The following is a 23,010-nucleotide window of genomic DNA, read 5'->3' as shown; positions in this document are numbered from 1 at the left end:
AAGATCGAGGAACCATTTCATGGATCAGACTCGGGAAGTCGTTCTCGTGAATATGCCGTTTGCCAATCTGCGCTGGCCCAATTTGGGACTGAGTTTGCTGAAGGCAGCGGTTCAACGCAAGGGGATTCCCTGCCGAATTCTGTACCTCAATTACGATTTCGCCGAGCAAATTGGCTACGACGTTTATCAGTGGATCGCCGACCACTTCGCCTTCACGCTGGGAGGGGAACGGCTGTTTTCTCGGCACTACTTCGGTCGATTTCCCACTAGCAATCGGGAGTATGTCGAAGAGGTTTTGCGAGCGGCTGATCCCCACTTCTCCGAGAGAGATGAGTTGGAATTCACGCGGTTGACGGCAGAAGCAAAGACATTTCTAGAAAAAGCGGCGGCTGCTTATCCGTGGCAACAAGCCCTGGTGGTGGGTTTTGCGACGACCTTTCAGCAGACCATGCCATCCCTCGCACTGGCCAAGCGAATCAAAGCAATCTGTCCGAGTGTGACTATCGTATTCGGCGGGGCCGCCTGCGAAGGAGAGATGGGAACCGCCCTGGCCGAGCAATTCCCGGAAATCGATTACGTGTTTTTGGGGGAGGCTGACTATACCTTCCCCGAGTTCATCCTCCGACTGCAAGCGGGTCAGCTTGATGGGGCCCTCCCTCCGGGAGTTATCTCGGGGAAGGCTGTCCGAGGATCCGCCAAGCCTCAGGACGATTCAGCGGCGTTTTCCGCCTTGATCAGGTTACCCGTGATGAATGGGTCGCGACCCGACTTCGCACCGGTGTCGGTCCTTGTCGAGGATTTGGAAAACCTGCCTTATCCGGACTTTGACGATTTCTTTGCCCGATATGAAGCCAGCGATCTAAACGGGTTATTTGAACCGGTACTGTTTTTTGAAATGTCTCGCGGTTGCTGGTGGGGGCAAAAACATCACTGTGCCTTCTGTGGTTTGAACGGCCAGTCGATGCGTTACAGGAGCAAGTCGGCCCAGCGAATCTTGGCAGAACTCAAGTTCCTCACCCAGCGCTATCCGGCGACGCAGGGGTGTGCCGCAGACAACATTCTGGACTTTCGCGCTTTTGACTCGCTTCTTCCCCAACTCGAAGCGGCCCAGTTGCCGTTCCATTTTGCGTGTGAATTGAAAGCCAATCTAACCCGGCAACAGGTGGGACAGCTTCTCCGTGCCGGGTTGGGTGCTGCGCAACTGGGGATCGAGACGTTCGACAGCGATCTCTTGAAACGCATCGACAAGGGTGCCCTGGGGGTGCAGAACCTACAGACTCTGAAATGGTTCACCGAAGCCGGCATCGAAGTGGAGTGGAATTGGCTTTATGGATTCCCGGGTGAAACCCCGCTTACTTACGAACGTCTGGTGCAGCTCGTACCGCAGATCGTTCATCTCGCACCACCGCTGGGTGTGGGGCGCGTCCGCATGGACCGATTTTCTCCCTTCGTTCAACACCCCGAGCGATTTGGAATGATTCGGCCTCGACCTTCCCGAGCATTCCGCCACGTTTACCCATTCAGCGAGGAGATACTCAATCGACTGGCTTATTATTTTGAATTCGATTTTGCGGAAGGTCTGAATCCGGACATCGAGGGACGCCGGTTGGTCACTGCGATTTCGCGCTGGCGAGAGGATCACACCAGCGCACGTTTGACAATGCACCGCGACGAGGACGGCACGTTGCTTATCACAGACACCCGGCCGACGTTTGGTTTCCGGCAGCACCGTCTGCGCGGATGGGAAGCCGCACTTTATCTGTTCTGCGATGCGGCACGGGGGCCCGGCGCGATCCGGGATTGGCTCGCCTCACGTCCCGCGATCGCCAGTAAAGCATGCTATGACGCTTTGGAGCGATGGCAACGGGACGGCATCCTGCTTCGCTGGGATGATCGGTTCCTGGCCCTTGCGATTTGGGTTCCAGAACAGTCTGAGCTCTATCAGGCGGCCCGCAACGTGAAAGCCCGAATCGAACAACATTGGGCCGAACGGCGTGCACACATCTGAGACTCGCTATTCAATCCTGCGAGACAGATTCCACATTCGCCCAGACGAAGGGCTGGGGATTCGTCGGTTTGGCTTCCACGTGACGGAGATGGATCTCCCGGCCGTCCCGTGCCCGAAGAACCGGTTGTTTGCCGCTGTTCTGCAGGACGACGTTTTCCAAAGTGAGCTGTCCGAACTGCGCGATCTCAAGGACCGGCTGATCGGCTCGATCTTCTCTCAGCGCGATCGAGACATTCCTCAGGGTGAGATCAAATTGACGGTCTTTATCGCCCAGAGCGCGAACGGGATAAGCAATGTTTTGGCAGCGAATGTTTTCAAAGACCAAGTGCTTGGCCGGTTGACCGGTTTGCCACACACCTTTCTCGAAATCGTACAGATAGACGGCATCGACGTTATCGATCGTGCAATCTTTAATAAGCCAGTCATCGCTGGGCAATTTCGGATTGCGGTCGGTGGGAGCGAAATGAACAAACGCCGACAGCATGTTCGTACGGGGCTTGCCCTTTTTGATCGTGATTCGATGGGGATATTCTCCCGGCCCCCAGAAACGACACTCATGAACCCGTAAGTGCACGCATCCCAGACGAAAACCATTGCAGGAGGAATTGATCTGGCATCGGGCGACCTCGAAGTCCACGTTGTCACACCCCGCTAGGCAGTCATCTCCGGTACGAATATCACAGTCCACCACCCGAAAACGCTGACACGCCTGAGCGTGAACGCCGTCGTGTCCGCCGCGGAATTTCACGCCGCTGATGAGGAAATCTGCCGAATCATTGCACAGGACCGCGTAATTGCCCGACCGGGTGATCGTTACGTCGCGAATTGTGACGTTCCGACAGCGAACGAAACGGAGTGCGTGAGGACCGCGAAAACCTTCCTCTCCACCGGGGATTTCGCAGTCCGCTCCGTCGATCGTGCCGGGCCCTTCGATGGTGATGTGCTCCGCATCTTCTGCGAGAATGAGCGAATCCGTCCATCGTCCCTGACCGTAATCCCGAAAATCGGTGCTGCCCTGCAAGACTGCGCCCTCTTCAAAGAACAAGTGCGTCCCGGTTGGCAGTTGGAGCTGCCCGGTGACGAATCGGCCTTTGGGGACACGGACCGTGCCGCCATGTTTGGCCGCCGCGTCGATCGCCTTCTGGAAGGCCTGGGTATCTAGAACGTCATCATCCGCCGTCGCTCCGAACTGTGTCACCACATAGATGTCCTTTTCCTGTGCCATGGCCGCGCTGCTGCCAAAATATCCAAGGGCCGTTGCTGTCATCAACCCAAGCAGGACTTGCCACGTAAAATGATGCTGAAGGACCATGGGCGGATCCTTTCCCACAAGGACCGGGGATGGACGGACCGTTTATCGACCGACGCCATCCATCTTTTACCCGGTTCGCGAAAAAATTCCTGAAAACATGGTCTATGGTATAAAGAATCGCATTGCTTAGAAACCGACACCTGCCAGAGTTTCCATCGCTATCATGGTTAATCCTTTTCCGCCGACACACCTTGAACATCGGGCACCGTCACGCGTTGCCATTCTGGGAGCGGGAATCAGTGGGCTGGCTGCCGCGCTGAAAATCCGTCAACTTTCTCCCCAAACAGAGGTGATCGTTTTTGATCAGCAGGCCCGACCGGGGGGCGTGCTGGGAACGGTTCGCGAGGACGGATTCCAGGTGGAACGCAGTGCCGATAACTTCATCACCACGCTCCCCTGGGCGATGGACCTGTGCCGTCAGTTGGAGCTCGGAGAACACCTAGTGAGCACCCATCCGGAGCATCGCCGGGCGTTCGTCGTATGGCGACGCCGCTTGCACCCGCTCCCGGACGGCTTTCTCATGATGGCACCTTCCGAGTTCTGGCCGCTGGCTACCACGCCGCTCCTTTCTCTATGGGGAAAACTTCGCGCGGCGATGGAGTATGTGTTGCCGCCACGTTTAGATGAAGACGACGAAAGCCTGGCGGGTTTCGCGCGACGGCGGCTGGGGCGGGAAGTCTTCGAGCGTCTTGTGGAACCGCTGGTGACAGCCGTTTACGGAGCCGACACAGAACGGCTCAGCGTCCTCGCCACGCTTGCCCGCTTTCGAGAGATGGAAAAAAAGTATGGCAGCCTGATCCGTGCCATGCGGGCACAAAAAGCGGCCAGAAAGGCGGGAACGCACTCTGGGGCAAAAACACCTCGGGAAAGTGGCGCACGTTACAGCATGTTTGCCACGCTGCGCTTTGGTTTGGAGCAACTTGTCGAAGAAATCGTATCGCGGCTGCCCCAGGATGCGCTGCGCCTCGGCACCCGCGTGACGGGGCTTGCCCGAGGTGACTCCGGCTGGTTGGTGGCTCTCGATAATGGAGATGTTTTCCCCTGCGATGCGGTCGTGTTGGCGGTCCCCGCTTACGCTGCGGCTCGCATCGTTGAGCAACTCGACCAGCAGCTTTCGCAAGAACTGGCCGGTATCACGTATACGGGGAGCGTGATTCTTGCTCTGGCCTACCGGCGAGAAGACGTGGGCCATCCGCTGGACGGCTCAGGGTGTGTCATTCCTGCCGTGGAAAAAAGTCCCCTCTTAGCGGTCAGTTTCAGCAGTCAGAAGTATCCGCATCTTTCACCCAAGGGAACTGTCCTCCTGCGGGTCTTTGCCGGGGGTGCGCGACGGCCCGATTTGGTGATCGAAGAGGAATCTCGGTTGCGGACGCTTCTACGATCAGAAGTGGAAAGTTTACTCCGCATTCGGGGGGAGCCCGTCCGGGAATGGCTGTTTCGCTGGCCCGCCGCTATGCCGCAATACGAGGTGGGGCATCTCCAGCGACTTCGTCGTATCGAAGAGCGGCTCGAGTGCTGGCCGGGATTGGCCCTGGCGGGCAACGCCTATCGCGGGGTTGGCATCCCGCATTGTATTCGCAGCGGTTGGCGGGCGGCTGGACGGGTGCTGGGATTCCCTCAGGAAGACCATGAAACGGGTAGCTCGCCGTTCTGACAGACTGTGAATTCACCCCAGGATCGCTTGGCCGATTTGTTCTGTCGCTTCTGCCCGTTTGGGCGCTCAGAAACAGTTCTCTTTTTTCGGCGGAGGAGAATTCGGGATCCGAACAGTGATGGACGGACGCGACAAGCACGTCCCTCCGGTAACGGACGTGGGGTCACCACTCTTAGGAGGGGCAATTCATGAATTGCCCCGACCGCATGTCAAAGAGGATTTACGCCGGTCACCGCGGCACCGTGAATTGGGGCGGATTGGCTGATTGCTATGGTCCAATAAAAAACGGCCCCGCCAGCTTGTCTGCCGACGGAAAGGCCGCCAGTAATCTCGCCCAAATGGCCAATCCTCAGTCGAGGAAGCCCACCAGCTCCTGGCTGCGGGAGGGTTGCTGGAGCTTGCGAACGGCTTTCGCTTCAATCTGGCGAATCCGCTCGCGCGTCACCTTGAAAATGTGACCGACTTCTTCCAGGGTGTAGCAGTAGCCATCCCCCAGGCCGTAACGGAGCTTGATGATTTCCCGCTCGCGGTAGCTCAGTGTCTTGAGCACCTTATTGATCTTTTCCCGGAGCATGTCCAGGGTGGCCCCATCCAGCGGGTTTTCCGCGGAAGTATCCGGGAGGAGATCGCCGAAATGGCTGTCCTCACTGTTGCCAACCGGTCGATCGAGACTGATCGGATACCGGTTCATGGTGAGCACCCGCCGGGTTTCTTCGGCTTTGGCGTCGGCTGCCGCCGCCATTTCCTCCAGGGTCGGCTCGTGGCCGAGGTCCTGATAGAGCTTGCGGGAAACATTGCGGACGCGGCTCATCGTCTCGGCCATGTGAACCGGAATGCGGATCGTGCGGCTTTGATCAGCCACGGCTCGGGTGATGGCCTGCCGGATCCACCAGGTGGCGTATGTGCAGAACTTGAAACCCCGGCGGTACTCGAATTTATCCACCGCCCGCATCAAACCGGCGTTGCCTTCCTGAATCAGATCCAGGAAGCTCAGGCCCCGGTTGCGGTACTTCTTGGCGATGGAGACCACCAACCGCAGGTTGCCCTTCGACAGCTCCTGCTTGGCCTCCATGTATTCGGCGTACACCTTTTTGACGTACGCCACACGGTTCCGCAGGCTGGTGGGGGTTTCCTGGGTGAGACGGAGAATGTCGCGGTATTCTTTAATCCACGGTTCGCGTTCTTTGTAAGGACGACCAGCCTTAACGTGCTCGGTGATGCGGGCCTTCAATTCATCGACCCGACGGCTGAATTCCTCGAGAGCCTTGATCATCGGCTCCAGCCGCTGTGTCCGCAGGCCAAGCTCTTCGGCCAGGCGAACAGCCCGACGCCGTGATCGCCCCAACCGCCGCCACGCGGCACGCCGCTCTTCCATGGGTTTGGATTTGCTCAGGGCCGTCAGGTAATCCCGGCGGTTCCGCTTGAGAATCGCCTGGAGCGTTTTGAGATTGTGCGGCAGGCGCCCGAGAATCTGCTGCTTTTCCAGATGGTCCGTCACCGAGACCTGAACCGTGCGATCGAAAGGCAATTTGCCCTCGTCCACCCGCACAAACGTCCGCACCGCCTGCTGCAGGACGTAGTCACACTCCATGAGCTTGCGGCGGAACTTAGCGCGGGTGATCTCGATTTTCTTGGCCAGGGCGATTTCCTGCTGCCGCGTGAGGAGTGGGATTTCACCCATCTGGGTGAGATACATGCGGACGGGATCGTCCGACCAGGACTCTTCCTCCTCGGCGGTCAACGGGGCCTCTTCGTCCTCCTCGTCAGCCTCGGCCGCGGCCCGACAGGCCTCCTCGTGCAGCTCATCTTCATCCTCGAGGTCCTCGTCGTCCGGCGCGTACGACTCAGCCATCTCCAAAAGTGCCCCCTCATGGAGCTCAAGCTCCTCTTCCTCATCCATCGGGCGCAATTCCAGGTCGTCAAACAGGTGATCGGCTTCGTACAAGGCCATGACTCCTCCAGACTAACTTTCTAACCACCCTTCAATAATGACCGGTTCCTCACCACAAACCGCTTGCAACCCGGCGAACAGGCAGTGATCGCAAAGATGTCCTCGGGCAATCGCCGGGAAGAACGATGCGCCGTCCCCATCGCTGATGGATCACCCGCTGAGGGACCCTCATTTTTGGATCACTCAAATCGATGACCTCCCCGCAATCCCCCCAGGCGCAAACACTCCGCGCAAACCTCCCAGCAGCAAACGGAGCAGATCAGCAGCCGGATGAGCGGGGCTTAGCCTCCCATGAGTTCTGGTCCCGAATCGCGTTCTCGTCAACACGATCCCACATCAGCACTGGAACGGCCGTGCCCCAAATGTTCTTTAAGGCGGGACTGGTTAATCGGTATTGACCCGCGTGCCTCTGAGACCGAGGCTGGGTTCGCAATGGGGCCCGTCGCTCAATTCTACACAAAAACTGGCCGATGTCCAGCGTCAAAATCGAAATTCTCGCTCTCCCCCGACCCTGCTCCACCCACAAAAGCCGCAGAATGCCGGAATATTCGCTTGACTTCTCAGTTGTCGTGGGCTACACAGTTTCTCCTACGCAAATTGTCCATTCAATGCTCGCTGATTCTCAAATTCGGGTCGCTTTCCTCGTGTTCCCTTCTGCCCCAGGATGCTTATTCCCTATTTATCCGACTCCTCATTCCCTTCGCATTAGAGAGGCAACTGGCCAGCGGAACATTTTACCCCAGCCAGCTCGGACGCATCGCGGGCTTTGCGGCTTCAGATGGTTCATGTCGGCCGAGCCATCGTCGGCTTCTTGCCACATCTCCCCAATTGCCCAGGTTAACCGGCCTGAGAGTTCGGACAGACATGCCGGGCACGACGAGCGTGCCCCTCGGTCTTCAGGCCTCTTCGCCGGGCTGGCCAGAAGCTCCCACCGCCGCTGCCGGCTTGTTCTCGCAATAGGTTCTAAGAGCCGGCGTCCCGCCCTTGAAGGAATAGGCTTCATAGCCTGCCCGCTGCATAACTTCCGCCACGTACGCCGTCTGCAGCCCCTGAGGGCAGTAGAGCACATACACCCGATTTCGGTCTAACTGGCTGAATTGCTTGAGAAGATCCCAGGGATCCATATGCCGCGCTCCCGGATAGTGCCACTGCCGATAGGCGCTCTCCGGCTGGCAATCGATGATTTCTGCCCCTGAGGGAATGGTTTCCGTGAACAAGTACGGCAGGACCACCTCCGAGGTGGAGAGGCTCCGCAAATCGTACTCTTCCACCCGTTCCACCGCACGGTGAAGCACACCGAGGTCGATCTTGGCCATTTCCCGATCAAGCGTCTCCGGGGACGCGCCCGTCACCGGATGGTCCGGCGTAAGGGCACAGTATTCCCGGACCCGCTCCGACAGAGTGGCCGTTCCGATCCGCCGGGCCAGGTGGATGATGTCTTCCTTATCGTAGGTGAGTAGCGGTCGTAAGATAGGTAAATCGCTGCCCGCCTCGATCGCTGCCAGGTTCTTGAGCGTCTGCGAAGAGACCTGCCCGATTGACTCTCCCGTCACCAGGGCCACAGCGCCACTTCTTCGGGCAACCAGCGAGCCTGCACCGTACATGAGCCGTTTGAGAACGATCTGCCAGTAGGAAGACCGCGTTTTTTGTCGCATTTCGATGATCACATCGGTGAAGTCGATCGAGTAGAACCGCGGATGTGTGCCGTAGCTCCAGTTGTCCGCGAGCACCTTGGCTACCTGAATCACTGCCCGCTCGTAGGCCTTTCCGCCGAGATTGCAGAACACGTAGTCGACCGCCACTCCGCGGCGCATGATCAGCCAGGCGGCCACTGCCGAGTCAAAACCTCCCGAGATCAGCACGAGCGCCTTTCCCTGACTGCCAATCGGCAATCCACCAAGACCGCGCAGAGTCTCCGCATAGAGAAAGGCCCGGCTGTCCTGGATATCGACGTGGACGGTCACCTCGGGTTGGGTAAGATCCACTTTTTGGGCAAACGGCCGCAGTCCCGCTCCCAGAGCCACTTCCACATCGCGTGAGCGAAAGGGATGGGTTCCTGTCCTCCGGGCTCGTACGGCAAACCGTTTTCCCTGAACGACTTCGGCGAAGGCCTCCACACCCGCCCGCACGATCTCGTCGACCTCTGCCCGGCTGACTCTCGCGATGGGCACAATCGACCCGATCCCCGCCACACGGCAAAGCACCTCGGCCGCCTCCCCAGGAGCTGTCGTCTCGACAAAATAGGTATTCCACGCACCGGAAATGGGATACGTCAGCCCGTGGCTTTCCAGCGCGTCGGTGAGATTGTGAATCAGCGCTTGCTGGAGCCGACGACGCGTGCGGTTGGATTTCAGCGTGAACTCCGCCGAGGGCCGCACCATGAGGAGCGCAAATGGGGCGTCAGTCACTTTCATGAACTCTCACGAAACAGACCGTTGGTCGAAAACCGAGAAAAAACCAGATCCGGAATGGTACCCGACCGCCCGCACCTCATTCTATTCATTTGCGCCAATCAGTGCTCAGCCTGCCGGCTTCAACGTCGGGAGTCAGTGTCACTTCTCGGCAAGGCGACATGCCTGCAAGACATCGATTTGTCTGCCTGCCGGGGGAAGGTCAGCCTGAAGATTGGCCGGACCGTGCTGCTCTGTTTTTGCCGAAAGAGCAGCTCCAGCCGACTTGATAATGACTGGGAAAGGTCGTTGTGTACTGACTGAAGTTGGGCACATCCCGTTTCGGCGGGCGGCTATTCCACCCCGAGATGGTGGAGCATGAATCGGCGAGTCTTTTCCAGGAGCTTGTTCCGTCCTTCTCGATCAAGACAGCCGAAGTCGTGACCGCAGCCTTCCAATGCCAGAACCTCCACCGGGACGCCTGCCTTCTTCAAGGCCTTTTCAAGGAGATTTGCCTGCTTGAAGGGCACCACCCGGTCTGCCGTGCCGTGCACAAGGAGCACCGGGGGATCATCGGGCGAGACATAGGTGATAGGGGAGGCCTCCCGGTGACGTTCTGGACACTCGCTGAGCGTGCATCCAAGGAATGCCACAAGACTTTGCTTCTCGGTGCTGGCTTCGATGGACTCTGCATCCGTCAGATCGGTTGGCCCGGCAAAGGAAACTGCACACCGCACCCAGTTCTTCAACGGCTGGCCGTGCGAGTCAACGGCGGAAGAATCCGGCTCCGTCAACGCGACCATCAGGGCCAAATGTCCCCCAGCCGAGCCGCCTTCGACGCCCAACCTTTCCGGATCCAGGTGGAATTCCTCAGCGTGAGTACGCAGCCACCGAACGGCATCCAAGCAATCTTCCACGGCCGCCGGATACTTGGCCACATGAGACAGCCGATAGTTGATGGAGAAGGCAGCCACTCCTAACTGGGCGTAGGATATTCCCCATGCCCGATAGCTTGATTTATCGCCTCCCCGCCATCCCCCACCGTGGATGAGGACGACGCCGGGACGTGTTCCCGTTCCCTGCGGAAGGTAAGCGTCGAGCATCAAACTTTCACCGTCAACCGTCTTGTAAACGATGTCTGTTTTGACAGTGACACCCGGTTCTGCTTGCACTGCAGACGTCGCTACACACGCGAAAAGCAGGGTGAGCACTGCCGCCGTAAAAAACGTTAAGCCGCGTCCTCCCACGGTTTCACCTCCGCGCTCAGGTTCGATATCTTTCAGCAATGGTTCCGGGTCAGCCGATGGAACCGCTCCATAAGATCCCGCGTGATCGGCCCCGGCTTGCCATCCCCGATCGGGCGGCTGTCTACCTTGACCACCGGAACGATCTCTGCGGCGGTTCCGGTGAGAAAGCACTCATCGGCGATGTACACATCATGTTTGGTGAGAGGGACTTCGTGAACCTTCAATCCCGCCTCCTGCGCGAGCTCGATGACCGCTGCTCGGGTGATGCCCTCCAGAATTCCGGCCTCTCGGGGAGGCGTGAAAAGTTCCCCGCGTCGCACGAGGAAGATATTGTCCCCCGTGCATTCCGCCACCTCTCCCTTGTGGTTGAGCATGAGTGCCTCGATGCATCCCGCCTGAAGGCCTTCAATTTTTGCCAAAATATTATTGAGATAATTGAGGGATTTAATCCTGGGACTGAGGGCTGCCGGGTGATTGCGGACGGTGCTCACCGTGACAATCTCGAGGCCTTTTTCGTACAGCTCTTTCGGATAGAGCGATATATGGTCGGTGATGATGATGACCTGGGGATTGCTGCAGCGGTTAGGGTCCAACCCCAGCGTCCCGACACCCCGGGTAACAACCACTCGGATGTAGCCGTCCTCAATGCCGTTGATGCGAAGCGTTTCCTCAATGGCCCGGGCCATCTCCTCTTTAGTCATTGGGATAGTCAACCAAATGGCCTTGGCCGAATCCCACAGCCGATCGAGGTGCTCCTTCAGGCGAAAGACTTTGCCGCCGTAGCTGCGGATTCCCTCGAAAACACCATCACCGTACAACAGGCCATGATCGTAAACGCTGATCTTGGCGTCTTCCTTATCGTAGTACTCTCCGTTGATGTAAACCTTCAAAGACATGGCTGAAAACCACACTGAGGTAACAAGGGGCTGATGATTGACGGCCTTTCCGCAGACCCGACCGGTTTAATTTAACATAATTTCCGGCATTCTGCGACGTCCGGTTCGGGACAATGAGCGCGTTGCCTCTTTGCCACAAGGTCGGAGGGCCACGCCTCTTGCCGCAATCATCTCGGAGCGGCACGCTTGTTATGGTCGGTGAAGCGAAGTGGATCATCCAATGGTAAGAAAAACAGAGGTGACGACCAGGTCCCTCCGATGACGGACGTGACAAGCTTGGGCCTCCGACCACTGCTGAGCTAACCGTTATCCCCGTATGTTACCAGATTTCTTCACACGTTCCGCTTCCAGCCAGAAGTACAGGTAATGGAGGCGATTGGTGAATCGGTAGGCCCCTCGTCCGCGCTCTAAATCAGGCTCCACCACGCCGAGCTTCTTCATACGTTGCAAGAAATTGTGAAAGACTCTCTGTTCTTCAGAATTCAAGAGCGGCCGAAGCTCCCGTGCAGTAAAGGAAACGTCAAAAGGTTTTTGAGCAATTTTGCGGAGGATGTCTCTGTATCGGGCACTGCGAATCGCCTGGAACACCTGAGGTTCTAGGTACTTTCGGCCCACAATATCAGCTGCTGCGAACACACCGTGCAGGGCGTCGTCGGCGTCGATAGTGTCGTCGTCATTAAGATGGAAGGTGGCGTCACCAATTTCGTGTGCCATCATGGGAAGCCCGCCGGTGAACTGGCAGAGGATATCCAGAGCCGAGTCTTCCACGCGAACATTCACCCGTGTGAAAGCCTTCTGGAAGAACTCTCGTGTTTCTTCGTCGGACCAGGTTTTCAATTCGATGATATGGAACACCCGGGCCAGCGATGGCTGGAGTCGAACCAGCGACTGCCGTCTTTCTTCCAGCCCAACCAGGACCAAGCACACAGGAAAACGCGGGGAGGAAACGGCCATTTCATCCACCGCGCTTTTCAGCCAGTTGGCGAATTGTTCATTGGTTGCCAGCCCGTTGATGTCGTCCAGGACGATTAAAAGGGCCCTCACATCGGTATTGAGTTCGCTGATGACCCGCCTGAGGGAAGGTACGAAATCACGGACAAGGCGTTCCAGCTCGGTTCCACTCGCTGCGAATTCCACAGTGACGCCAAACAGTCCCACCTGACGTACGTGATCTTTGAACAGGTGCTTCACCTTAGCAAACCATGTGCGTTCGGAACTTTCTTTCAGCAGTCGATCGAAGATGCGCTGCACCGTTTCCTCGAGAGCGGTAACGCCTCCCAGAAACGTGTGGATTCCCAGAAGCGAATGCTCGCGTTCGGCCAGTGTACGCACAAACGCTGCGAGCGAACTTTTCCCGATCCCTCGTTCACCGACCAAGAAGAGCGTCTGAAGCCGGCCCTCAGCGGCCGTCCGAACCCGTCGGATGAAATCCTCAACCTCCGCCTTTCGTCCCACAAAGAATTCAACCGGTACCGGCTGGCCGGGGGTGAAAGGGCTGTAGTCCTTCGACATGGTGCGCTCCTTTTTGTGCCGACAACACTCCCTGCCAAATTACCATTGCACCGGCGGGCATACCAGTCCAGCTTGCACCGGTCGCAAGGGGAGAGATCTTCCCGACTTTCGGGCCATCTTGTGCGCCCGATGAAGCGGGTTGGATGATCCAATGGTCAAAAGGGCGGGCGTGACAAGCAGGTCTCTCCGAAAGATTCTCGCCACCCTCATCGAAAACGCGGCTCGCCGGTCTGCACCGGCGGTTGCGGGGGAAAGCCCATTCGCTCCGTCAAACATTCAGAGTTCTGCTTCCAGGCCAGGGTCGGGGGTGAGTTGTCCTCGAGCCACCAGAGCGTCGATGAAGCCCGCCAGCTTCCGTGACCGGACCGGATGCCGCAACTTGCGGATGGCTTTGGCCTCGATTTGGCGCACCCGTTCCCGAGTGATGCCAAAGATCTTGCCCACTTCTTCCAGCGTGTATGCATAGCCATCAGCCAGCCCGTACCGCAGCCGGATGATTTCCCTTTCTCGATACGTGAGCTCGGCCAGGGCCTCATTGATGGACCGCTTGAGAAGCTCAAAGTTCATTTCATAAAGGGGGTCATCTTCCCGATAGTCGGCAAGAAATTCACCCAGGTAGCTCTCTTCCTGTTCACCCACCGGCTGATCGAGCGACAGTGGCTGATGGCTCATCCGAAGGATACTGCGTACCTCTTCCACCGGCATTCCCAGGGCCTGGGCGGTTTCATCAAGACTGGGGGCGATCCCCCGATCCTGGGCCAGTTTGCGGGCCATGGCATGGATTCGCCCGCACACGTCCAGCATGTGCACCGGCATGCGGATGGTGCGGCTTTGATCGGCAATCGCGCGGGTGATCGCTTGCCGAATCCACCATGTGGCGTAGGTGGAGAATTTGAATCCCCGAGCATACTCAAACTTGTCCACCGCCCGCATCAGACCAGTATTTCCCTCCTGAATCAAATCGAGGAAGCTCAGGCCGCGATTGCGGTAGCGCTTGGCAATGGAGACGACGAGCCGGAGGTTTCCCGCCGAGAGATAGCGCTTGGCCGCCTCGTACTCCTCCGCGTATCGCATGACGGCCGCCAGATGATTGCGCAGCGTGGTGGGACTCTCGAGCGTCAACCGCATGAGTTGCCGGAGTTCGCGCCGCAACTCCTTTTCCCAAGGTGTTTGGGGAGTGCCGCGGAGAGCGTTGAGATCCTGGATGATCGCGTCCATCCGCTGGGAAATCTTGGTGAGACGATCCAGGAGCGGTTGCAGCTTTTGCGTTCTCAGATCAAGTTCTTCCACCAACCGCACGGCACGGAATCGCCGCGCCATCAAACGCCGTCGGGCTGCCCGCCGCTCCTCCATCGGCAATCGGCGGTTCATCATCTGGGCAAAGTCCCGCCGGTTCCGCCGCTGAATTTCCTGGAGTGTCCGCAAATTGGGGTCCAGCAACCGGGTGATGTGACGCTTTCCACGCAGATTGGTCACCGACACGTCCATCGTGCGATCCAGGCGGAGTCGGCCGTCACGCACGTTTTTCAGCAGCTCAATGGCCGCAGTGAGGATAAAATCGGTGGCCAACATCGCATAGCGGAACTTACGCCGCGCCCGTTCAATTTGTTTCGCGGCCCGAATCTCATCCCGCCGAGTCAAAAGGGGAATCTCCCCCATTTGCATCAGATAGATGCGGACAGGGTCGTCAATCCGATCATCCTGCCCGGTGGATTCAACATCCAGATCGCCTTCCACCCCGTCTCCTGAATCGAGCGAGTCTTCATCGTCGGCCAGCTCATCAGTCGACGGGGCGGCTACCTCCAGTTCAAAATAGTCCTCATCGAGGGTCTCGTCGGGGACCCGATCCCCAGGGGTAGTGCTCGGATTCTGATCCTCGTCCAGTAGACCGGGGTCGAGGGCCTCGAGGAGTACGTCGGGATGAACCGACTCTCCATTGACGCCCTTTTCAAACGTCATTTCCGAGCTGGTTTTGCCCGCAATCCGGGCAAGCTCCGTGCGGTGTCCATTGACCTTACCGGTTCGAGGCCCTTGGGCAACGGAATGCGGCTTGTGATGGCTGGCTCTAGGCAAGGTGCTGTCCTCAACAGGCAAGGGGACCAAAGGTGCTCACACGACGCGAACCTGCTTTGCCTGATGAAGGAGGGAGCACATCCAATGCCCGAGCATCCTTGCGGGACGTGCTCGAATTCTTAAGTTATTTATTAAACGCTACTTACAACTTGACTTCTGACTCAGTGAAACAGCCAGTCTGGAACTGATGTTTCAAAATCACAACATGGCAACGCCGTCCCATCCCGGGGGGGAAACACCAGGCGCGCGTCCCGTCGCGTTGGGACCGCGCAGCGAATTCGGAGTTTCCTTTTGCATCAACCACTGTTCCGCCGACTGGGAGGATTTTCCTCTCTTCTCGCTGCCCGGCTTTTCCCGGGTGCCTCCGCTCCGCTTGCCAAACTGCACGCCGCAAAATCGCTCTTTCTGGCGCAATCCCAATGACCGCATTATCTTAGCGGACCTCGCAAATTCGGTCAACTGGGATAAATGGATAAACAGAAAATGTTGCAACGTCTAGAAAAATCGGTCAACGGCGAGGAAAACGTGGACTCGGTGGCCAGGCATTACCGTGGGCAGAGAGGTGACCCCGTGGAAGGCCGTGGAGGGCGTCCGTCCAATGATCGACGAACAGGAGGGTCGCGTCCCACCCCATCCGATCGCGCTCTCTGCACCTTGCTCGCGGCGCCCATCAGCCTAAAATGAGGGCGTTCTCACGGTTGGCCTGAAGATGAGAAAAGCAATCGTGTCGCGTTTTCGTCCATCTCTTTTCGTCTATCAACAAAGGAGCGCACCTCATGCGCACGCCCGAACCTGAACCTTGTTCAAACGATCGTCGAATTTCTGGGAATCTCCAGCCGATGGGAAGCCGCGAGCTCCTTCCACGACGTGAGATTTTGAGTTACATGGCCGCTTTCGGCGGGGCCTTCTTAGCTACCCAAGGCTTGATTTCGTCCGGCGAGGCAGCCGAGGACCCGTCCCCAGCCCAGGCCAAGCGTGCTCCAAGCAAACGGTATGACATGAAAAAGTCGATCAACCTTTGGGCGTTGCCCTATCCCAGCAAGATGTCCCTCCGCGAGTGTCTGGAACTGTGCAAGGAAGCGGGATTTGACGGGGTGGAACTCAATTACGCGCTGGAAGGCGATCTCACGCCGGAAACGTCCGACGCCGCTGTCCGCGACGTAGCCCGTTTGGTCCGCCGGATCGGCCTCGAAGTGAGCGGCCTGTGTTCGTTTCTTTTCTGGCCCTATTCATTCACCCATGAGGACCCACAGCGTCGTCAAAGAGGCCTCGAGCTGGCCGTGGATATGATTCGCACAGCCCGGTTGTTGGAAACGAAGAATCTTCTTGTGATCGCGGGATCCACCTACGTGCCGTGGCTGCCGGACGACCCGCCCGTCCCCTTCGAAACATGTGACCAGCGTGCGCGGGAGGCCCTACGGAAACTTATTCCCGTGGCGGAGCAAGCGGGCATCTCTTTGAACGTGGAAAACATCTTCATGAACGGCTACCTGCACACTCCGCAGGAACTAGCCGCCTTCGTGGACAGCTTTAACTCACCAGCGGTGGGAGTCCATTTTGATACGGGCAACATCGCCCAGTATCATTTCCCGGAATACTGGATTCCCATCCTTGGCAAGCGGATCCGCAACGTTCACCTCAAGGAAGCGTCGAAAAAGGTGAACGAATTCAACCTGCACACGTTTCGGCCATTGCTCGACGGCACCACGAACTGGCCCGCCGTCCTCGAGGCCCTGGACAACGTGGGCTACCGGGGTTACCTGACGTTCGAGTATTTCAACCCGTATCCGCATTGGCCGGAAGCCCTCGTCTTCCACACCTCAGATGCCCTCGATCGGATGCTCGGGCGAAAGGTGTAACGACCGCGGCGGGTAAAATCGGGCGGCTGGGACTCGACAGGTATGGATCGGGGACATTCAGCTTTTTTATGCCGATGGAAAAGGCGCGAACCTCGAGATGGGTGTCGGAGGGACCTGCTCGTCAGGTCCGCCCTTTGGGCCATTGGCCAATCCATTCCACTTCGCCGGGCACGACAGGCGTGCCCCTCCGGAGAAAGAATGGGATGGATCACCTTTCAGCTTACCACCCGGATCTAATCCACCTGCGGCGTCCCTTTGATGTCCACACAGATCACGGTGGCCACCGGGTCAAGCGGCTTTTGGGGTAGGTTTTCCAGGACGACTTTGTCGCCGTCGCGGTGGGCTGTCACACCCGTGCCATTCGCCAGAAGAAATGCCCGGCTGACGTCGTTCTTCAGGTTGGGCAGCTCCAGTCGCCCCTGTTCCGGCCAGGTAAAAACATGGAGGTACAGCCGGGTTGTTCCATCGTCAAGTTTCTTTTGAGTGCAGCGCCCCCAGGGAAGTTGCTTGGACCATGGACTGGCCTGTGTGGCGTAGATGGATTCACCGTTGACCCTGAGCCATTGACCGATACCCTGAAGTCGCTCCACGGACGGTGCCGGAATCTCGCCTTCCGCCGTGGGCCCCACATTCAGCAGGTAATTCCCACCCTTGGAAGCGCAGTCAATCAGGTTGCGGATCAGGGTTTGTGTACTCTTCCAGTTGTGATCGTCATATTTGAAGCCCCACGTGTCGTTCATCGTCATGCACGATTCCCAATCAACACCCGGCAGGCCGCTCGCGGGAATTTGCTGCTCGGGAGTACCAAAGTCTCCGACGCACTGCCGTCCTTCCTGGTTGAGTCCCTCCATGCCTTTGCGGCATTTTCCTACCCGATTGTTGATAATCAGCTTGGGATCGAGCTCTCGCAGGTAGGCGTAAATTTCGCGGCCATCCTCTTCGGTGTACCAGTCGGGCCACTCGCCATCGAACCAGAGGACCTCGGGCTTGCAGCTTTCCAGCAATTCTTTGAGTTGCGCCTTCATGTAGTCCATGTATTCGCGCTTGCGCCCTTCCCGAATGCGCGTAGGATTGTAAGCCCGATCACTTCCCCGCATTTGTGCCGGGTGGTGCCAATCCATGATGGAATAGTAGGTGCAGAAGTGGAGCCCCTGTTTGCGACACTCCTCGGCCAGCGGCTTGAGGAGGTCCTTCCCCCAAGGTGTGGCGTCCACCACGTCATAGGTGGTCACTTTCGAGTCGAACAGACAGAATCCATCGTGATGCTTGGACGTGATGACGATATACCGCATTCCCGCCTCTTTGGCGATCTTCACCCACTGCGCTGGATTGTACTTGACCGGATTGAACTGTTTTGCCAAGAGTTCATACTCTTCCACGGGAATGTTGGCGGTGTTCATGATCCACTCGCCGGCCCCGCCCACCGGTTGGCCTTTCCAGCGTCCGCCGGGAATCGCGTAAAGACCCCAGTGGATGAACATTCCGAACCGGGCGTCCCGCCACCATTTCATCCGCGCGTCACGCTGCTCGGGCGTTTCCGGAGGAATTCCCGGCGCAGACTCGGCTCTGGCGACGGAAGCAAATCCCAGCATGAGCAACCCCAGCACGAACCATTGCCTACGCATCGCAACAAAGATCGTCATCGTTGAGACCTCCCCGAGTCGACGGAAGTTGCCTTATCCTCGAAACTTCACGGTTTTCTCACGCCAACGTCGCGGGAAACGACATTTAAATCAAAGCTCCAGTGTAGTCCGCCGCAGGGTCCACCGGCAACGGCTGGGCCCAGGATGGGCGGGAAAAGGGAGTTTTTCCGGAGGGGCACGCTTGTCGTGCCCGGTGTGAATCGAGTTGCACGGCCTTCCACTCCCCGGTGAACCAAACCTCCACCAAAACCGGCTGGCCAAGGAGGCTCGGTGTGTACAATAACAACGGGGTTCCGCGACGGGGCCAGTCGGCGCTTCCTGGTGCGGCTGGTAGCCATAAGTCCGTTTCGACCAGAGAAAACCGATGATAAAGCGAGCTCCTGGTCTCCCTGCGTGCTCAGGCCCTTCCTTGGTCCCTGTTTTTTCCCAACAAATTCGACAAAGATTTCGCAATGGCTCGCGTTCTTCTGGCAATGTCCGGCGGAGTGGATAGCAGCGTCTCGGCCCATCTGCTCAGGGAGCAGGGGCACGAGGTGATCGGCGTTTTTATGCGCCACGGGATGCACTCGCCGGTTACGTGCTCGTTGTCGGGCGATGCACCGGGGCCGCGGGGTACGGCTGCTCAGACCGAAGCACTCACCGCTTTGCCCGTCCTGCGAAGTCCCAAGCAGGGATGCTGCAGTGCGGCAGATGCCGAAGACGCCCGACGCGTGGCCGATCGACTCAATATTCCCTTCTACGTGCTCAACTTTGAGGAAGAGTTTCGCGAGATCATCGACTATTTCGTGAACGAGTACCTGGCGGCCCGGACGCCCAACCCGTGTGTGGTGTGCAACAACCGACTCAAGTTCGGACGCCTTTTTGAGTACGCAGATACACTACGGGCAGAATTTGTAGCGACCGGCCATTATGCCAGACTGAAGCCCGCGGAGGACGGTTTGCCGGGCCTATTTTGCGGTCGTGATCCCACCAAAGACCAGTCGTACGTCCTCTTTGGAATACGGCGGGAATATCTCGGTCGGCTCCTTTTTCCTGTGGGAGATTACACAAAGCAGGAGATTCGCGCCATAGCGGCGAAGATCGGTTTGCGGGTAGCCGACAAGCCGGATAGTCAGGAAATCTGCTTCGTTCCCAATCAGGACCATGCGGCCTTCGTACGGCAGTTTCGCGGGGAGCGTTCCACAGCAGGAGAGATTGTGGACACCCAGGGCCGCGTCGTTGGTTATCACGATGGGCTGGAACGATTCACGATCGGCCAGCGGAAGGGGCTCAAGATTGCCTTCGGCGAGCCTCGCTATGTGGTGCGTCTGGAACCGGACACACGTCGTGTTGTGGTAGGAACGCGAGAAGACCTGGCCCGCTGGGAGTTGACCGCCTCCGAGGCAAACTGGCTGGTGGAGCCACCGACGGAACCATTCGCTTGCACAGTGAAGATTCGCTACCGAACGCGGGCCGTTCCCGCCACCGTCACGATTCTGGAAGGCAACCGGTTTCACGTGCAGTTTCACGAGCCGTGCTATGGCGTGGCACCGGGCCAGGCCGCCGTGTGTTATCAGGGTGAGCGTGTCCTCGGCGGTGGTTGGATCGATTGAAGAATTGAAGATCCTTGGAAGGGCGGAAGAATCGGCAGACACCTTCCATTCCCCCCGAAGGCGGCAAATCCCCAGCGTGGCTTGCGATAGCGGCAGCTTCCTGAATGAAGCAGCCGTCAGCCGGTGCAGCGATTCACGACCGTGGGCCAGTTAATCTTTCCCCTTTTTCGTGATTGTTAGGGGTTCTCGTCGTAGATCGACATCCACTCAGGTAGGTGCGACCATCGGGGGAAATCGTCACGGTGACGGCGCCCACTTCCGCTGTGTGAAAAACCTCGCGAACAGTTGTTGCGTCATCGTCCTCGGACGGGAGCTCTGTGGTGAAACCTGCGGTGTTACTGAGGCTCGCCCAGCCACCGCTGATGACCACGTACCGCGGACGGCACCACTGAAGGAGTTTGTCCGGCCGTGACCGCGCCGTGCCGTGGTGCGGCGCCACGAGGATGTCGACGGAGATCGGTGGACGATTCAGAAGGGCTTGCAAACCCGGTCCTTCAAGGTCTCCTGTCAGCAGGATTCGCCTGCCTGCGTATTCCATGCATAACGCGAGGCTGGCCGCGTTGTCAGTCAAACCCGTACTGTCGCGCGGAGGGTGAAGGACCGTTACATGACAGCTTCCCCACCACCAGGTGTCTCCCGCTTTGATTGTTCGGAGTCGAAGTTTTCGGCGGGTGATCAGCTCTTCGAGTGCGCGGACACCGGGTTCACGACGGGCGGCCGCCTGAAACATTTTGGGTGTGACCACCACTTGTTCCACCGCGATGTATTGGCAGAGCTCTGGCAGGCCGTTGTAGTGATCGAGGTCCGCATGGGAGAGCAACACGCCGTCGAGACGCCGCAAACCGCGACTGAACAACGTGCCGGTTGCCGCCCATCCCGCCCGGTCAGCACCTCCGAGACTTCCCAGGTCGTAAAGCCAGACCTGTCCGTCAGGGGCCTCTATGACTATTCCCAGACCGTGTCCCACAGAGAGCACCGTCATCCGCAAATCGTGGGGACTTCGGGTGTCCTGCGCAGCGGGAAAAAAGAGAAAAACAACTCCGCCCAGCAACCATCCACCAAGTCCGGCCCACGAGAATTGCGTCAGTCGGCGGGTGTTTCTGCTGCTACCCAGCACAAGCAGGATCCACCATGCGTAGACGCCGGCAACCCACCACGTGGGAGGGGCCGGCTGCCATGTATAAAGCGGAAGAGTGTGTTCCGCCTGCTGGATGAGCCAGCGACAGCCTGTCAAACATCCGTCACACACCCACGCCAGCGGCCAGGCTCCACCCGACCACAGAGGGCCAACAAAAAGCAGCCCGAACCCCGCCGCAAGCACGCCCGTGATGAGCGGAATGAGCACGGGTGTCAGCACGATTCCGAGGGGGCTAATGATGTGAAACGAGTACCATGCCAAAGGCCAGGAGATGACCCAAATGCCGACAGTGATTACCAGAGTGGCAGCCAACCATTTAGCAAAGACCTCGCGCCACGCAAAGCGTTGAGGGTTTGTGAAAGAAGGTAAATCGCTGGGCAGGGTCCCTCGTGTCCCCACAAAGTAACGGCGCCCTACCATGATCAGGACCGAAGCCGCCAGGAAAGAAAGTTGGGGCCCCGGTCGAAAAAGAGCCGCCGGATTCCAGACCAGAATCACCAGGGCTGCAAAAGTTAGCGCGTTTAACGACCAGAAGGAACGATAAAACAGGGTCCCCAGGAGCAGTACACTGAAGGTGGTTGCCGCGCGAATGGTGCTCGGCTGTCCCCCGCTGATCGCGACGTAAACGCCGATCACGGCGAGAAGCAAGCCAACTCGTAAGCGATGGGGAACTCTCACCGTCCGGAAAAAAGTGTTGAACACTCCCACCAGAATTCCCAGGTGCAGCCCCGAGATTGCCAATAAATGAATTGTGCCAGTCTCGAGGAGTGATTTTTCCAGCTCGTCGGGAATTTCGGTACGGAATCCCAGGAGAAGCGCCTGAGCCAGCGGTTTATTCTCCCTAGAAAGATATTCCCTGAGCGTTTGTGCCGCGTGAAGTCGCCACCAGCCCAAGAGCGTTTGCGGATTCCCAACGAAGGCGGGGGCAAGCCGGATCACGCACTGAGGATAAGGGACACTCAATTCCGCCAGAATCCGGTCTCCGCGACGGTATGTCCGCATGTCGCAGTCGCCCGCGTTCTCCGCAGGGGACGGCCGTCGTAATTGGCCGAACATTTCAATGTTTTCTCCCGGCAGAAACTGGACCAGCGCAGCCTCCCCAGGCGATCCACCGTCGGAACCATTCGGACATGCCAGATAGACCAGCAGGCGACCGGCGGCGGGTTCCCAGTCCTGTCCCCAGCGGATGGCCGTCACTCGCACAGTGAATCGCACGGCCGGTTGGGGCGCAAAGAGTTCGAAGGGATCAGGTTCCGGCCGCGCAAGAGCCTCTGGGACGCTCGTGACCACCGCGCGGAGCGCGACCGGATGAGGCCACTCCCCGGCAAATAGGCCGACATCGCGAGGTGAAAAATACCGCCAGGCTATGTGATGTTCGGTTGCCCCAGCCAGAGCAAAAACAAACAACAGCGTCCACCGGCTGACACGAGTGTGAAACCCCCATCCCCATGCGGCGAGCAAACCCACCAGACCCAAAATTGTGTACCCGGAAAGGACTCCTTTAGAGCCGCATTCTGGCGAGAACGCCCACCGGTCCCCGGTTATGCCCACAGCAAAAGCGAGAGCAACCGGCACAAGCGGTTGAAACCAACCGGGCAGCCATTGCGGGTTGTCCTCCCTGGTCAGCGTTTGCCCCATGCAACCTCTGTCTCCCTGGGCGATTGGCCACCCTTCTTTGTCTCCTTTTTTCTGCCAGCAAAAATTGCCTATCCTTCCAGTGGCGACATTCCTATAA

The 23,010-nt window shown here is 58.2% G+C and carries 13 protein-coding genes; 4 read left to right on the top strand and 9 right to left on the bottom strand.

Annotated elements, in window-relative coordinates; translation table 11 throughout:
* The first annotated feature begins 19 nt into the window (after nt 1-19).
* Nucleotides 20-2,008: a RiPP maturation radical SAM C-methyltransferase gene (locus ABJK56_RS05575; RefSeq protein WP_347243677.1), complete on the top strand. Its 1,989-nt coding sequence runs from the start codon at nt 20-22 to the stop codon at nt 2,006-2,008.
* A 10-nt stretch (nt 2,009-2,018) separates the two neighbouring features.
* Here the strand turns inward: ABJK56_RS05575 and ABJK56_RS05570 are convergent, their stop codons facing one another.
* Nucleotides 2,019-3,320: a glycosyl hydrolase family 28 protein gene (locus ABJK56_RS05570; protein ID WP_347243676.1), complete on the bottom strand. Its 1,302-nt coding sequence runs from the start codon at nt 3,318-3,320 to the stop codon at nt 2,019-2,021.
* Nucleotides 3,321-3,483: 163 nt separating this feature from the next.
* On the opposite strand from ABJK56_RS05570, the gene hemG reads away from it, so the two are divergent.
* Nucleotides 3,484-4,974: a protoporphyrinogen oxidase gene (gene hemG, locus ABJK56_RS05565; protein ID WP_347243675.1), complete on the top strand. Its 1,491-nt coding sequence runs from the start codon at nt 3,484-3,486 to the stop codon at nt 4,972-4,974.
* Between the two features lie 349 nt (nt 4,975-5,323).
* On the opposite strand, the gene ABJK56_RS05560 is transcribed toward hemG, so the two are convergent.
* From ABJK56_RS05560 to ABJK56_RS05535, 6 genes are all read right to left on the bottom strand, one after another.
* A complete protein-coding gene (locus ABJK56_RS05560; protein WP_347243674.1) occupies nt 5,324-6,925 on the bottom strand; it encodes a sigma-70 family RNA polymerase sigma factor in 1,602 nt (533 codons plus the stop codon).
* Nucleotides 6,926-7,821: 896 nt separating this feature from the next.
* Nucleotides 7,822-9,339: a tRNA uracil 4-sulfurtransferase ThiI gene (gene thiI, locus ABJK56_RS05555; RefSeq protein WP_347243673.1), complete on the bottom strand. Its 1,518-nt coding sequence runs from the start codon at nt 9,337-9,339 to the stop codon at nt 7,822-7,824.
* A 329-nt stretch (nt 9,340-9,668) separates the two neighbouring features.
* A complete protein-coding gene (locus tag ABJK56_RS05550; protein WP_347243672.1) occupies nt 9,669-10,562 on the bottom strand; it encodes an alpha/beta hydrolase in 894 nt (297 codons plus the stop codon).
* 32 nt (nt 10,563-10,594) lie between these two features.
* Nucleotides 10,595-11,458: a branched-chain-amino-acid transaminase gene (gene ilvE / locus ABJK56_RS05545; protein ID WP_347243671.1), complete on the bottom strand. Its 864-nt coding sequence runs from the start codon at nt 11,456-11,458 to the stop codon at nt 10,595-10,597.
* 306 nt (nt 11,459-11,764) lie between these two features.
* Entirely contained in the window at nt 11,765-12,970 is a 1,206-nt protein-coding gene (locus ABJK56_RS05540) for an ATP-binding protein (RefSeq protein WP_347243670.1), read from the bottom strand.
* A 276-nt stretch (nt 12,971-13,246) separates the two neighbouring features.
* Nucleotides 13,247-14,929, bottom strand: coding sequence for a sigma-70 family RNA polymerase sigma factor (locus ABJK56_RS05535; protein WP_347243669.1), 1,683 nt, complete (start codon nt 14,927-14,929; stop codon nt 13,247-13,249).
* 890 nt (nt 14,930-15,819) lie between these two features.
* Between ABJK56_RS05535 and ABJK56_RS05530 the strand changes: the two genes are divergently transcribed.
* Nucleotides 15,820-16,902, top strand: a complete 1,083-nt coding sequence (locus tag ABJK56_RS05530) for a sugar phosphate isomerase/epimerase family protein (RefSeq protein WP_347243668.1) — start codon at nt 15,820-15,822, stop codon at nt 16,900-16,902.
* Between the two features lie 233 nt (nt 16,903-17,135).
* Here the strand turns inward: ABJK56_RS05530 and ABJK56_RS05525 are convergent, their stop codons facing one another.
* Nucleotides 17,136-18,545: an alpha-L-fucosidase gene (locus tag ABJK56_RS05525; RefSeq protein WP_347243667.1), complete on the bottom strand. Its 1,410-nt coding sequence runs from the start codon at nt 18,543-18,545 to the stop codon at nt 17,136-17,138.
* 452 nt (nt 18,546-18,997) lie between these two features.
* Between ABJK56_RS05525 and mnmA the strand changes: the two genes are divergently transcribed.
* Entirely contained in the window at nt 18,998-20,137 is a 1,140-nt protein-coding gene (gene mnmA, locus ABJK56_RS05520) for a tRNA 2-thiouridine(34) synthase MnmA (protein WP_347243666.1), read from the top strand.
* 133 nt (nt 20,138-20,270) lie between these two features.
* Here the strand turns inward: mnmA and ABJK56_RS05515 are convergent, their stop codons facing one another.
* Complete coding sequence (locus ABJK56_RS05515) at nt 20,271-22,913, bottom strand: ComEC/Rec2 family competence protein (protein ID WP_347243665.1); 2,643 nt, start codon at nt 22,911-22,913, stop codon at nt 20,271-20,273.
* Between the last annotated feature and the right edge of the window lie 97 nt (nt 22,914-23,010).

The organism is Thermogutta sp., from assembly GCF_039793925.1.
Taxonomy (GTDB): Bacteria; Planctomycetota; Planctomycetia; order Pirellulales; family Thermoguttaceae; genus Thermogutta.
This window is presented reverse-complemented; position numbering and strand designations above follow the sequence as displayed.